Genomic DNA, 14,739 nt, shown 5'->3' with positions numbered 1-14,739 from the left:
AAAACAAAACCTTCACCCACAACTAAAATAGTACCTGCTATCATCATTAACTTTATTTATTACCGTCATTCAGTTCTGAATGTCTGTTTACCCCTATTTCTACCGGACGCCTGGCGCCCGGTTTTTTTTTACCTATCTTTACGCAAATTGAATCTACTTGTGCTACCCAGCGTAAACTGTAACGACTATTAACTAATCATTTTGTTGACTAAAAATTAGCTCAGCACACCAACAACAATCAATGTCTTGTTAATTAGTGCTATTTTTTAATTTAACCGGTAAATATTTGTACAACACAAGCAATATTGTATAGATTGCCAACAATTCCTCTCCCCCTTACTTGCGTTATAATGAAAACGCATTTCATTTTAGGCTTCTTGTAGCCTCTCCTCTGGGGAATTTGCCGTGTGTATGCATCTTGCGGGATTTTTTGTATATACTGCCAGCAGAGAAAAATAGGGTTTCAGGTCTCAACGCACCTAAAACCTGAGCATATATATGCCGTTATGATGGGTTACACACGCCAATGAGTCAGTCCGACAAGATGAGCCCGACGAAATTTTCCCTGCTTCCAGGGAGCATCACGCGCTTCTTCCTTTTGATGATCATCGTATTGTTGGTCACTATGGGTGTGATGATTCAAAGCGCGGTTAATGCGTGGCTTAAAGATAAAAGCTATCAGATTGTTGATATGACACATGCCGTGCATAAGCGTATCGATACCTGGCGCTACACCACCTGGCAAATTTACGACAACATCGCCGCCGCAGGCACAAACGCCACTCCCATCGATGGCTTGCAAGAGACGCGTTTAAAGCAGGATGTTTATTACCTCGAAAAACCGCGCCGTAAAACCGAAGCGCTGATTTTTGGATCTCACGATAGCGCCACGCTGGAAATTACCCAGCGCATGTCTACTTATCTGGACACCTTGTGGGGCGCGGAGAACGTGCCGTGGTCGATGTACTATCTGAATGGTCAGGATAACAGCCTGATTCTTATCTCGACCTTACCGCTAAAAGATCTCTCCTCCGGCTTTAAAGAGTCAACCGTGGGCAGCATTGTAGATTCCCGCCGCGCCGAGATGTTGCAGCAGGCAAACACCCTGGACGAGCGTGAAACCTTCTCATCTTTACGCAGCCTGGTTTGGCAAAATGGCCGCTACTTTACGCTGCGCACCACTTTTAACCAGCCGGGGCATCTGGCGACCGTCGTGGCATTCGACCTGCCGATTAATGATTTAGCGCCCCCTACCATGTCACTGGACAGCTTCCGCCTGGAGCCAGATCCAGTGCAAAACGCTCAGCATAGCCAGGAAAAAGATCCTAGCGACAGCGTATCAATCAACTTTAATAGCTCACGCATTGAGATAGCCTCAGCGCTGAACACCACCGGCATGCGCCTGGTGTGGCAAGTGCCGTTTGGCACATTGATGCTGGATACGTTCCAGAACATCATGCTGCCGCTGCTGCTGAATATTGGCCTGCTGGCGCTGGCGCTGTTCGGTTACTCCACGTTCCGCAACCTTCCCGCGCGCGGGAGCGCCAGCACGACTCCGGCTTCCAGCACCAATAATGAGCTACGGATGCTACGCGTAATAAATGAAGAGATTGTCTCTTTATTGCCGCTAGGGCTGCTGGTGCATGACCAGGAGTCCAACCGGACAATCATCAGCAATAAAATTGCCGATCACCTGTTGCCGCATCTTAATTTGCAAAATATCACCAGCATGGCGGATCAACACCAAGGGGTGATTCAGGCCACTATTAATAATGAACTGTATGAAATTCGCCAGTTCCGCAGCCAGGTGTCGCCACGCACGCAGATTTTTATCATTCGCGATCAAGACCGTGAAATTCTGGTCAATAAAAAGCTCAAACAGGCGCAACGGCTGTATGAGAAAAACCAGCAAGGCCGCGCGGCGTTTATGCAAAATATCAGCGATACGCTGAAACAGCCGATTAAAGCGCTGGCCGCTGAAGCGACAAGCCTTGATACGCCAGAGAGCCAAAAACTCGCCAACCATGCCGACCTATTGGTACGCCTGGTTGATGAAATTCAGTTGGCGAATATGTTGGAAAATGACAGTTGGAAAGGCACATCGACGCAGTTCTCATTACAAGAGCTGATTGATGAAGTGGTACCTGAAGTGCTGCCGTCCATCAAACGCAAAGGGCTACAACTGCTCATCAACAACCCGCTGCCGCCAAAGGAACAGCGTTATGGCGACCGCGACGCGCTACGACGTATTCTGCTGCTGCTGATTCAATACGCAGTCACCACGACCCAAATGGGCAAAATCGTGCTGGAAGTGAATGCCGATGAGTCGGCGGAAGAGCGGTTAACATTCCGTATTCTCGATACCGGGAATGGCGTTTCGCACGGCGAAATTGATAATCTGCACTTCCCGTATCTCAACGATACGCAGTCTGACCGCTACGGCAAAGCGAACGCCCTCACCTTCTGGCTGTGCGATCAGCTTGCGCGTAAACTGGGCGGTCATTTGAACATTAAGGCGCGAGAATCGCTGGGTACGCGCTATATGCTGCACGTTAAAATGGCGGTACGTGAAGAAAGCGCCGAGGCGGAAGAAAAGCTGTTAGACGATGTCGTAGCGATGATAGATATCACCTCCAATGAGATTCGCAACATCGTAACTCGCCAGCTCGAAAGTTGGGGAGCCACCTGTATCAGCCCGGATGAACGCGCGACAAGTCAAGAATTTGACCTTTTTTTAACAGATAATCCGTCTAATCTTACTGCTTCAGGCTTGCTTTTAAGCGATGATGAGGCTGGAATACGCAAAATTGGGCCAGGCCAGTTGCGCGTGAATTTTAACATGAGTAACGCGATGCAGGATGCTGTCCTGCAACTGATTGAGGAGCAACTGGCGCAAGAAGAAGTGACGGAATCGCCGCTTGGTGGCGATGAAAATGCCGAGCTTCAGGCCAGCGGCTATTATGCGCTGTTTGCCGATACGGTACCGGAAGATGTTAGCAGACTGTATACTGAATCTGCGGCGAAGGATTTCGCTGCGCTGGCGCAGACCGCTCACCGCCTCAAAGGGGTGTTTGCCATGCTAAATTTGGTACCCGGCAAGCAATTATGTGAAACGCTCGAACATCTTATTCGTGAGAAAGATGCTTCCAGCATAGAAAAATATATCAGCGACATTGACGTTTACGTCAAGAGCTTGCTGTAGCAAGGTAGCCTTTACATGAACAATATGAACGTAATTATTGCCGATGACCATCCGATTGTGCTGTTCGGGATCCGTAAATCGCTGGAACAAATTGAATGGGTTAACGTAGTTGGCGAATTTGAAGACTCCACCGCGCTCATTAACAACTTACCGAAACTGGACGCCCATGTACTGATTACCGACCTCTCCATGCCTGGAGACAAATACGGTGACGGTATTACGCTGATTAAGTACATCAAACGCCACTTCCCTGGTCTGGCGATTATTGTGCTGACCATGAATAACAACCCTGCGATTCTCAGCGCAGTGTTGGATCTTGATATCGAAGGGATCGTGCTGAAACAAGGCGCGCCAACCGACCTGCCAAAAGCGCTGGCTGCGCTGCAAAAAGGCAAGAAATTTACCCCAGAAAGCGTTTCTCGCCTGCTGGAGAAAATCAGCGCGGGTGGCTACGGTGACAAACGTCTGTCACCAAAAGAGAGTGAAGTTCTGCGTCTGTTCGCAGAGGGCTTCCTGGTTACTGAAATTGCGAAGAAATTGAACCGCAGTATTAAAACCATTAGTAGCCAGAAGAAATCAGCGATGATGAAACTGGGTGTTGAAAACGACATCGCCCTGCTGAACTACCTCTCGTCTGTGACGCTCTCAGCATCAGACAAAGACTAATAACTGTTCGCGCCGGGCTGGCGATGCCGCCAGCCCGGCTCATTTATTTAAGGCTTTCCTGCCCTAAATTATTCCCGCGCTTTACGCACTCTTGCCGCATACACCGTCAGCATCTGCTTCAGCACGTCCAGCGTAACCGGTTTAGACAAACAGCTGTCCATTCCCGACTCCAGGCAGCGTTGCTTCTCTTCTGCCAGAGCATTGGCCGTCACCCCAACGACCGGTAGCGTCAGCCCTAGTTGGCGAATACGCTGCGTCAGGCGATAACCGTCCATATTCGGCATGTTCACGTCACTTAGAACAATATCAATATGGTTCTTACTCAACACATTCAGCGCATCTACACCATCGTTGGCGGTTTTACACTGATAGCCCAGCGATCCAAGCTGATCCGCCAACAGGCGGCGGTTGATAGGATGATCGTCAACGACAAGGATCATCATGTCATCGTTACTGTCTACCAGCGTTTCATGCGCAGCCTGCAATTCGGTGGTATCGCCCGTTTCCAGCTTCACGCGATAAATACGTCCCAGCAGGGTCATTAATTCATGCGGTGACACAATACTGTGAACCCATTCACCCGGCGCACGTTCTTGCGGGATACCAATATGACGACGGCAGAACACAATCGCCGCCCTACCCGCCCACGGCTGGGTCAGTTCATCATCGACAATCAGCAAATCATCCGGCGCTGGTGTTTCGCCGTCATAACAACGCACGTCGATGCCGTGATAAGAGAGCAGCGTCTGGATAAAATCAGCCAGAGAAGCATTACGCACCGCCAACCAGCAGCGGATTTTCGCCAGGCCGTCAATTTCCAGCGGTGTTTGATCCTGCTCACCGTACAGCGGAATGCGCAGCGTAAACTGGCTGCCCATTCCGGGTTCGGTATCCACCGCGATATCGCCGTCCATCATATTGACCAGCTTCTCGCAAATCGCCAGTCCCAGACCCGTCCCCTGGAAGTTGCGCTGCACACCGGTTCCCACCTGGAAGAATGGGTCAAACAGACGCACGACTTCTTTTGCCGGAATACCCACTCCGGTATCACGAATGCTAATACTGAGGTAATACCCTTCTCGCTTGAGATGCAGCACAATGCAGCCAATATCGGTAAACTTGATGGCGTTGCTCAGCAAGTTAGAGATAACCTGCTGCAAGCGCATCGGATCACCCAACAGCTTCACCGGAACGTTTGGTTCAATAAAGCAGTACATCCCCAGCTGTTTTCTCACCACTAGCGGCAAATAGTTGGCGGTAATGTGGTTCATCACCTCTTTCGGTGAAAACTCGCGCGGCTCAATTTTCAGCTGTTCGGACTCGATTTTCGAGAAGTCGAGAATATCGCTGATAATTTTCAGCAGCAGCGCGGACGAGTTATTCATCGCCGTCACTAACCGATCAACGCCTTTCGGCAACTCTTTGGTTTGCAGCAAATCGAGGTTACCGATAATCCCGTACAGCGGTGTGCGCAGTTCATGGCTGACCGTCGCCAGGAACATCGATTTCGACTGGCTGGCCTGCTCTGCCGCTTGCGCCATTTCCTGAAGCGACTCTTCCATTTTGACGCGCGAGCTGACATCCACCAGCACGCAAATCGCCACGTTTTCGTTGCGATAGCGCGAGTGCACAAAGCTGATTTGCAGGTTGGTATTATTACTGGTCAGTACATCGACAAAATTGACCTGCTGGCCGCAGATAATCTGCGTTAACCGCTGACGATCTTCGTGCGTCAGCATGTTGAGATAATTGTGCGCCAGTTCATTACTGAGAATATTTGTGCCGTCCTGGGTTCGCAGAATGCAAATCCCGACCGGCGCAGAGGCGACAATTTTACGGTTAAACTGTTCATGTTCTTCGAGGCGTAATGCGTCCGATTCAGCAGGAAGGAAAATCCGCCGTTCGTACATCCGCGCCATGGTAAACAGCGCAACCCCCGTCACCAGGTTCAGCAATAGCGCGTTCAGTACCAACATCCGAATGCGCTCAAGCACGGCATCCAACGGCACGGAATAGGCAATACTGAGCGACGACGGCGACAAGGTTTTCTTCAGCACCAGCTCGCGATAACCGGCGGTATAGCCAAACCACAGCCGCTCCTGCAAGCCACGCGAGCTGATATGCAACTTACTGTCCGGCCCCGCCAGTGACATTAACGTATTGCCGTTATCATCCAGAATTGATACCCCCATCGGCATACTGCCTGGGGTAAAGAAGTTTTCCATGCGGATGGTTTGTTCCACGCCCAGCATCGCCTGGAGGCGGTTAGCAAGGTAAACCGGCGTGAGGGCGTAGAAATACCCCACGCTATTGCGTGGCCCTTCGCCCACCCAGAACAGATTACCGCCACGCTCATCCTGTGGCGCATTGCGATAAGCCATAATGCGCTCGTGCAGCGCGTTTAAAGCTTCGCTGCGTTCAACCGGCATTTCGCGCAGGCCAAAATTCGCCATGCATAGATTTTCACTGCCGATTAAAAATACGCGGTTAAGGTCATAGGCGGCGGAAAAATTCTCTCGCCAGTAGCGCAAGAACCACGCCAGGGATTCCAGCGGGCCACGCCAGGTGGTATCTAACGCCCCGCAGTCAGAATCGGCAAATAACGGCTCAAAGTCGGGTATTTCCGCGCTGTCTTTTTCCGAGCCAACGGGAAATACACCGTTGTTGGCGGTAAGCCGATTTTCAGCAATGTACTTCAGCTCCTTAATCACATCGGAGGTTCGCTGGAAGTAGCGCTGCGCCTGATCGGAGTTAAGGTTAAATTCGAGACGAATTTCCGACTCTTTCTGATGCAGGGCATTCACAATATAGAAAACGGAAATCAGCGCGATAAGCAGCCAAAGCAACAGCGCCAGCGCTCGGAACAGGTAGCGTGAAACTTTCAGCGTCGTGCGAAAGGAGACAAGATATTTCAAAGTGGCGAAACTCCGCCGTCAAAGGCTAACGGGATGTGGTTAAGGTAGCGGGAAAAGCCTTTAGCCGCAATGTTAATGAAAAAAGGGCCGGTTTTCACCGGCCCTTTTATTGACGTTATCAAACGAATTACTCGTCTGCTTCGTCCGCTACATCGTCGTCGCTCTCGGTTTCTGGCGCGATTTCATCGTCGCCTTCCGCCACGCTACCGTCGATAGCATCCAGTTCTTCATCATCAACTGGCTCGGCAACACGTTGCAGGCCCACCACGTTTTCGTCTTCCGCAGTACGGATGAGGATAACGCCCTGGGTGTTACGGCCAACCACGCTGACTTCAGATACACGCGTACGCACCAGAGTACCGGCATCGGTGATCATCATGATCTGGTCGCTATCTTCAACCTGCACCGCGCCGACAACGGAACCGTTGCGCTCGGTAACTTTAATCGAGATAACACCCTGCGTTGCACGGGATTTGGTCGGATATTCTTCCGCCGCCGTACGTTTACCGTAACCGTTCTGGGTTACCGTCAGGATAGCGCCTTCGCCACGAGGAATGATCAGTGAAACCACTTTATCCTCGCCCGCCAGTTTGATACCGCGAACGCCGGTCGCGGTACGACCCATAGCGCGAACAGCATCTTCTTTGAAGCGCACCACTTTACCGGCTGCGGAGAACAGCATGACTTCGTCAGAGCCGGAGGTCAGGTCAACGCCAATCAGTTCGTCGCCTTCGTTCAGGTTAACCGCGATAATACCGGCAGAACGCGGACGGCTGAACTCGGTCAGCGCCGTTTTCTTCACCGTACCGCTGGCGGTCGCCATAAAGACGTTCACGCCCTCTTCGTACTCGCGAACCGGCAGGATAGCGGTGATACGTTCGTTCGCTTCCAGCGGCAGCAGGTTGACGATTGGACGTCCACGCGCGCCACGGCTTGCTTCTGGCAGTTGATAAACCTTCATCCAGTACAGGCGACCACGGCTAGAGAAGCAGAGGATCGTGTCATGGGTGTTAGCCACCAGCAGGCGGTCAATAAAGTCTTCTTCTTTAATACGTGCTGCTGATTTACCTTTACCGCCACGACGCTGAGCTTCGTAATCGGTAAGCGGTTGATATTTTACGTAACCCTGGTGAGACAGCGTTACCACAACATCTTCCTGGCTAATCAGGTCTTCAATGTTAATGTCCGCAGTGTTAGCGGTGATTTCAGTGCGGCGGTTGTCGCCAAACTGTTCACGCACCAGCTCCAGTTCTTCACGGATCACTTCCATCAGACGATCGGCGCTGCCCAGAATGTGCAACAGTTCAGCAATCTGTTCCAACAGCTCTTTGTATTCGTCGAGCAGTTTTTCATGCTCAAGGCCAGTCAGTTTCTGCAAACGCAGATCCAAAATCGCCTGTGCCTGCTGTTCGGTCAGGTAGTACTGACCATCACGCACGCCAAACTCTGGCTCTAACCACTCAGGACGTGCAGCATCATCACCGGCACGTTCCAGCATGGCAGACACGTTACCCAGATCCCAGGAACGAGCCACCAGGCCTGCTTTCGCTTCGGCTGGCGTTGGCGCACGACGGATCAGTTCAATGATCGGGTCGATGTTTGCCAGCGCAATGGCTAACGCTTCCAGAATGTGTGCACGATCACGCGCTTTACGCAGTTCGAAAATAGTACGGCGGGTAACCACTTCACGGCGGTGACGCACGAACGCAGAAAGAATGTCTTTCAGGTTCATGATCTTCGGCTGACCGTGATGCAGCGCAACCATGTTGATACCGAAGGAAACCTGCAATTGCGTCTGGGAATAGAGGTTGTTCAGAACCACTTCACCCACCGCGTCGCGTTTCACTTCAATCACGATGCGCATCCCGTCTTTATCAGACTCGTCACGCAGCGCGCTAATGCCTTCAACGCGTTTGTCTTTTACCAGCTCGGCGATTTTCTCAATCAGGCGCGCTTTGTTCACCTGATACGGAATTTCATGCACGATGATGGTTTCGCGACCGGTTTTGGCGTCAGCTTCCACTTCTGCGCGGGCGCGAATGTAGATTTTGCCACGACCAGTACGATAGGCTTCTTCAATACCACGACGACCATTGATAATGGCGGCAGTCGGGAAATCAGGGCCAGGGATGTGTTCCATCAGCCCTTCGATGGTGATGTCTTCATCATCGATGTACGCCAGACAGCCGTTGATCACTTCCGTCAGGTTATGCGGTGGAATGTTGGTCGCCATACCTACCGCGATACCGGAAGAACCGTTCACCAGCAGGTTAGGAATTTTGGTTGGCATGACGTCCGGAATTTTTTCCGTGCCGTCATAGTTGTCCACGAAATCGACCGTTTCCTTGTCAAGATCGGCCATCAACTCATGGGCGATTTTCGACATACGGATTTCCGTATAACGCATTGCCGCCGCAGAGTCACCATCGACAGAACCGAAGTTACCCTGGCCATCAACCAGCATGTAGCGCAGTGAAAACGGCTGTGCCATACGGACGATGGTGTCATACACCGCGGAATCACCATGGGGGTGGTATTTACCGATTACGTCACCAACGACACGGGCAGATTTTTTATAGGCTTTGTTCCAGTCATTGCCCAATACGTTCATGGCGTAAAGTACGCGACGGTGTACCGGCTTCAGGCCATCTCGGACATCTGGCAGCGCACGGCCAACAATGACCGACATCGCGTAATCCAGATAGGAGCTTTTAAGCTCTTCCTCAATGTTGACCGGTGTTATTTCTCTCGCAAGGTCGCTCATCTAACCGCTATCCCTCTACTGTATTCCCGGATTCAAAGGTCGCAAATTATAACACATCCGCGTAAAGACAGGTAAACCCAATAGCATCTGCCAGACGCTTTATTCGCACGGCGGTGCTGATATACTCGCTGACAATAACGAAATAAGGAGCAGGAACACCCATGAATGCCGAAAAAGCTGCACTCGCGCCCAACGTAGACCACGAAGAGATAGCCAAATTCGAGGCTGTTGCGTCACGCTGGTGGGATCTGGAAGGGGAATTTAAGCCCTTGCACCGCATTAACCCGCTGCGTCTGGGCTATATTGCTGAGCGTTCCAATGGCCTGTTTGGCAAGAAGGTACTCGATGTTGGCTGTGGCGGCGGGATTCTGGCCGAAAGTATGGCTCGTGAAGGGGCGACCGTTACCGGTCTGGACATGGGCTTTGAGCCTCTCCAGGTGGCCCGTCTGCATTCGCTGGAGTCCGGGATTCATGTTGATTATGTGCAGGAAACCGTTGAAGAACACGCGGCAAAACATGCGCATCAGTATGATGTTGTGACCTGTATGGAGATGCTGGAGCACGTGCCAGATCCGCAATCGGTGGTGAAAGCCTGTGCTCAGCTGGTTAAACCCGGCGGTCAGGTGTTCTTCTCAACCTTGAACCGTAACGGCAAATCCTGGCTGATGGCGGTGGTCGGCGCGGAATATATTCTGCGCATGGTGCCGAAAGGGACGCACGACGTGAAGAAATTCATCAAACCAGCGGAGCTGCTGGGTTGGGTTGACCAAACCGTGCTGAAAGAGCGCCACATGACCGGTCTGCATTACAACCCGCTGACCAACACCTTTAAGCTCGCGCCGGGCGTAGACGTGAATTACATGCTGCATACCACGGCAAAAGCGGATTAAGCACCGTAGCTCTGCCTGATGGCGCTGCGCTTATCAGGCCTACGGTATGCAAACTTGTAGGCCGGATTATGCGAACTTGTAGGCCGGATAAGGCGCGCCAGCGCCGCCATCCGGCACAAGCCCCCCCACCTTGCCTGAAGGCGCTACATTTATCAGGCCTACGAATATTTGGTAGGACTGATAAAACAAAATTGCGCCACATCATATAGCACCATCTCCCGCTTCGATGAAGAAATCAGCACTCGATCAAATTTTGATTTTTTTTTGCAAATTATTGACATCCCCTCCAGCCCTTATCCGCCGTGGACTTAGCCTTTTTTACGCTTTGACAACCTCAATTCAACATCAAAATCAACCCTTGTACTGAAAAGAATCCCTACTAGAATACTCACCATATAGCGTTTAATTAATCAACCACCCCCTACATATAGTATTTATCCACAGGTTTTGCTACAACGGCGATTGTGGATAAGCAGGGGATATTTTCCTTCTCACGGACAGGTAAAAAATCACATGAATCAGAGTCTGCTGGTGACTAAGCGTGACGGCCGCACAGAGCGCATTAACCTCGACAAAATTCATCGCGTGCTGGATTGGGCCGCCGAAGGGCTGCAAAACGTATCGATTTCCCAGGTCGAACTGCGTTCGCACATCCAGTTCTACGACGGGATTAAGACCTCCGATATTCACGAAACAATTATCAAGGCCGCCGCAGACCTGATCTCCCGCGAAGCGCCGGATTACCAATACCTGGCCGCGCGCCTGGCGGTATTCCATCTGCGCAAAAAAGCCTACGGCCAGTTCGAGCCACCAGCACTGCTCGACCACGTACAAAACATGGTGAAGCTGGGTAAATACGACAATCATCTGCTGGAAGACTATACGGAAGAAGAGTTCAAGCAGATGGACTCGTTCATTGTTCACGATCGTGACATGACCTTCTCTTACGCTGCGGTCAAACAGCTCGAAGGTAAATACCTGGTACAGAACCGTGTCACTGGTGAAATCTACGAGAGCGCCCAGTTCCTGTATATTCTGGTTGCTGCGTGCCTGTTCTCTAACTATCCACGTGAAACTCGTCTTCAGTACGTCAAGCGTTTCTATGACGCCGTTTCTACGTTCAAAATTTCGCTGCCAACGCCAATTATGTCCGGCGTGCGCACGCCAACCCGCCAGTTCAGCTCGTGTGTATTGATCGAGTGCGGTGACAGCCTGGACTCCATCAACGCCACCTCCAGCGCGATTGTGAAATACGTTTCCCAACGTGCGGGTATCGGTATCAACGCCGGTCGCATCCGTGCGCTGGGTAGCCCGATTCGCGGCGGTGAAGCCTTCCACACCGGCTGTATCCCGTTCTACAAACACTTCCAGACGGCGGTGAAATCCTGCTCTCAGGGGGGGGTACGTGGCGGTGCGGCGACGCTGTTCTACCCAATGTGGCATCTGGAAGTTGAAAGCCTGCTGGTGCTGAAAAACAACCGTGGCGTTGAAGGCAACCGCGTGCGTCACATGGACTACGGCGTACAAATCAACAAGCTGATGTACACCCGTTTGCTGAAAGGCGGCGACATCACCCTGTTCAGCCCATCCGACGTCCCAGGCCTGTACGATGCATTCTTCGCCGACCAGGACGAGTTTGAGCGCCTGTATGTGCAATATGAAAACGACGACAGCATCCGCAAACAGCGCGTGAAAGCCGTTGAGCTGTTCTCGCTGATGATGCAGGAACGTGCGTCTACCGGTCGTATCTATATTCAAAACGTTGACCACTGCAACACCCACAGCCCGTTTGATCCGGCTATTGCTCCGGTACGCCAGTCCAACCTGTGCCTGGAAATCGCGCTGCCGACCAAACCGCTGAACGATGTTAACGACGAGAATGGCGAAATCGCTCTGTGTACGCTGTCGGCGTTCAACCTGGGCGCTATCAATAGCCTTGATGAATTAGAAGAACTGGCAGTGCTGGCAGTACGTGCTCTGGATGCCTTGCTGGACTATCAGGATTACCCAATCAAAGCCGCACAACGCGGTGCGATGGGCCGCCGTACGCTGGGTATTGGCGTTATCAACTACGCTTACTGGCTGGCGAAAAACGGCAAACGCTACTCCGATGGCAGCGCGAACAACCTGACTCATGCAACGTTTGAAGCCATTCAGTATTACCTGCTGAAAGCCTCTAACGAGCTGGCGAAAGAGCAAGGCGCGTGCCCGTGGTTTAACGAAACCACCTATGCCAAAGGTATTCTGCCAATTGATACCTATAAGAAAGATCTGGATGCTATCACCAGTGAAGCGCTGCATCACGACTGGGAAGCGTTACGTGAGTCGATTAAAACTCACGGTCTGCGTAACTCAACGCTGTCCGCGCTGATGCCGTCCGAGACGTCATCACAGATCTCTAACGCCACTAACGGCATTGAGCCGCCACGCGGCTATGTGAGCATTAAAGCATCGAAAGACGGTATTCTGCGCCAGGTTGTTCCAGACTACGAACACCTGAAAGACGCTTACGAACTGCTGTGGGAAATGCCGAATAACGACGGTTACCTGCAACTGGTCGGCATCATGCAGAAGTTTATTGACCAGTCGATCTCGGCTAACACCAACTATGACCCGACACGTTTCCCATCAGGAAAAGTGCCGATGCAACAGTTGCTGAAAGACTTGCTCACAGCCTATAAATTTGGCGTGAAGACCCTGTACTATCAAAACACCCGCGATGGTGCGGAAGATGCACAGGACGATCTGGTTCCGTCTATTCAAGACGACGGCTGCGAAAGCGGCGCATGTAAGATCTAATATTGTGTTGCCGGATGGCAGCGTAAATGCCTTATCCGGCCTACGACGTCAACGTTTGTAGGCTGGATAAGCGCAGCGCCATCAGGCATTACACGCCACACAGGACTCACATTCATGGCATATACCACTTTTTCACAGACGAAAAACGATCAGCTCAAAGAGCCGATGTTCTTTGGCCAGCCGGTTAACGTGGCACGCTACGACCAGCAGAAATATGACATCTTTGAAAAGCTGATTGAAAAACAGCTCTCCTTCTTCTGGCGCCCAGAAGAAGTTGACGTATCCCGCGACCGTATTGACTATCAAGCGCTGCCGGAACACGAAAAGCATATCTTCATCAGCAACCTGAAATACCAAACCCTGTTGGACTCCATTCAGGGACGCAGCCCGAACGTTGCGCTGCTGCCGCTTATCTCCATTCCAGAGCTGGAAACCTGGGTTGAAACTTGGGCGTTTTCTGAAACGATTCACTCCCGTTCTTATACCCATATCATCCGTAATATCGTTAACGATCCGGCGATTGTATTTGATGACATCGTCACCAACGAGCAGATTCAAAAACGTGCGGAAGGCATTTCCGGCTATTACGATGAGCTGATTGAGATGACCAGCTACTGGCATCTGCTGGGAGAAGGCACGCACACCGTCAACGGTAAAACCATCACCGTGAACCTGCGCGAGCTGAAGAAAAAACTCTACGTCTGCCTGATGAGCGTAAACGCGCTGGAAGCGATTCGCTTCTACGTCAGCTTTGCCTGTTCCTTTGCGTTCGCCGAGCGTGAGCTGATGGAAGGCAACGCCAAAATCATTCGCCTGATTGCCCGTGATGAAGCGCTGCACCTGACCGGCACTCAGCACATGCTGAACCTGCTGCGTAGCGGTGTCGATGACCCAGAAATGGCGGAAATCGCCGAAGAGTGCAAACAAGAGTGCTATGACCTGTTTGTGCAGGCGGCGGTGCAGGAAAAAGAGTGGGCAGATTATCTGTTCCGCGACGGTTCAATGATTGGCCTGAACAAAGACATTCTGTGCCAGTACGTTGAGTACATCACCAACATCCGTATGCAGGCAGTTGGTCTGGATCTGCCGTTCCAGACGCGCTCTAACCCAATCCCGTGGATCAACACCTGGCTGGTGTCCGACAACGTGCAGGTTGCGCCACAAGAAGTGGAAGTCAGTTCATATCTGGTTGGGCAGATTGACTCGGAAGTCAATACTGACGATCTCAGCGACTTCCAGCTCTGATATGAGCCGCGTTTTTCTGCGCATCACTGGCACGCGTTTGCAGTGCCAGGATGAACACCCCTCCCTGCTGGCGGCGCTGGAATCTCATAACGTTGAGGTAGAGTATCAGTGCCGTGAAGGTTACTGCGGCTCCTGCCGTACCCGCCTTGTCTCCGGGCAGGTAGACTGGCTCACCGAACCGCTGGCTTTCATTCAGCCGGATGAAATTTTGCCCTGCTGCTGCCGGGCAAAAGGTGATATCGAGATTGAAATGTAACG

The 14,739-nt window shown here is 51.7% G+C and carries 8 protein-coding genes; 6 read left to right on the top strand and 2 right to left on the bottom strand.

Annotated elements, in window-relative coordinates; genetic code table 11:
• Positions 1-526 precede the first annotated feature (526 nt).
• Positions 527-3,202 carry a phosphotransferase RcsD gene (gene rcsD / locus AC6I4B_RS07975; protein WP_497770840.1) on the top strand — a complete coding sequence of 892 codons (2,676 nt, stop codon included), beginning with the start codon at positions 527-529 and terminating at the stop codon, positions 3,200-3,202.
• A gap of 15 nt (positions 3,203-3,217) precedes the next feature.
• Complete coding sequence (gene rcsB / locus AC6I4B_RS07970) at positions 3,218-3,868, top strand: response regulator transcription factor RcsB (RefSeq protein ID WP_497770839.1); 651 nt, start codon at positions 3,218-3,220, stop codon at positions 3,866-3,868.
• Between the two features lie 68 nt (positions 3,869-3,936).
• Here rcsB and rcsC read toward each other — a convergent pair whose 3' ends face one another.
• Together rcsC and gyrA are read right to left on the bottom strand one after the other, a co-directional pair.
• Complete coding sequence (gene rcsC / locus AC6I4B_RS07965) at positions 3,937-6,783, bottom strand: two-component system sensor histidine kinase RcsC (protein WP_497770838.1); 2,847 nt, start codon at positions 6,781-6,783, stop codon at positions 3,937-3,939.
• 127 nt (positions 6,784-6,910) lie between these two features.
• Complete coding sequence (gene gyrA / locus AC6I4B_RS07960) at positions 6,911-9,547, bottom strand: DNA topoisomerase (ATP-hydrolyzing) subunit A (protein WP_497770836.1); 2,637 nt, start codon at positions 9,545-9,547, stop codon at positions 6,911-6,913.
• Between the two features lie 161 nt (positions 9,548-9,708).
• Here gyrA and ubiG point away from each other — a divergent pair, with 161 nt between their 5' ends.
• From ubiG to yfaE, 4 genes are all read left to right on the top strand, one after another.
• Positions 9,709-10,437 carry a bifunctional 2-polyprenyl-6-hydroxyphenol methylase/3-demethylubiquinol 3-O-methyltransferase UbiG gene (gene ubiG, locus AC6I4B_RS07955; RefSeq protein ID WP_497770835.1) on the top strand — a complete coding sequence of 243 codons (729 nt, stop codon included), beginning with the start codon at positions 9,709-9,711 and terminating at the stop codon, positions 10,435-10,437.
• A 513-nt stretch (positions 10,438-10,950) separates the two neighbouring features.
• The gene (gene nrdA / locus AC6I4B_RS07950; protein ID WP_497770833.1) at positions 10,951-13,236 is read left to right on the top strand and encodes a class 1a ribonucleoside-diphosphate reductase subunit alpha; all 2,286 of its coding nucleotides are present in this window, start codon (positions 10,951-10,953) and stop codon (positions 13,234-13,236) included.
• Positions 13,237-13,350: 114 nt separating this feature from the next.
• Entirely contained in the window at positions 13,351-14,481 is a 1,131-nt protein-coding gene (gene nrdB, locus AC6I4B_RS07945; RefSeq protein ID WP_497770832.1) for a class Ia ribonucleoside-diphosphate reductase subunit beta, read from the top strand.
• Between the two features lies 1 nt (position 14,482).
• Complete coding sequence (yfaE, locus tag AC6I4B_RS07940) at positions 14,483-14,737, top strand: class I ribonucleotide reductase maintenance protein YfaE (protein WP_304700849.1); 255 nt, start codon at positions 14,483-14,485, stop codon at positions 14,735-14,737.
• Positions 14,738-14,739 lie beyond the last annotated feature (2 nt).

The organism is Kluyvera fluvialis, from assembly GCF_059725275.1.
The sequence above is the reverse complement of the archived record's forward strand: the minus strand, read 5'-3'. Positions and strand labels throughout refer to the sequence as shown.

Excerpts from the sequence above, each read along its gene's own strand:
- gyrA (WP_497770836.1), bottom strand. The coding sequence starts at position 9,547 with ATGAGCGACCTTGCGAGAGAAATAACACCGGTCAACATTGAGGAAGAG.
- rcsD (WP_497770840.1), top strand. The coding sequence starts at position 527 with ATGAGTCAGTCCGACAAGATGAGCCCGACGAAATTTTCCCTGCTTCCA.
- yfaE (WP_304700849.1), top strand. The coding sequence starts at position 14,483 with ATGAGCCGCGTTTTTCTGCGCATCACTGGCACGCGTTTGCAGTGCCAG.
- nrdA (WP_497770833.1), top strand. The coding sequence starts at position 10,951 with ATGAATCAGAGTCTGCTGGTGACTAAGCGTGACGGCCGCACAGAGCGC.
- rcsB (WP_497770839.1), top strand. The coding sequence starts at position 3,218 with ATGAACAATATGAACGTAATTATTGCCGATGACCATCCGATTGTGCTG.
- ubiG (WP_497770835.1), top strand. The coding sequence starts at position 9,709 with ATGAATGCCGAAAAAGCTGCACTCGCGCCCAACGTAGACCACGAAGAG.
- nrdB (WP_497770832.1), top strand. The coding sequence starts at position 13,351 with ATGGCATATACCACTTTTTCACAGACGAAAAACGATCAGCTCAAAGAG.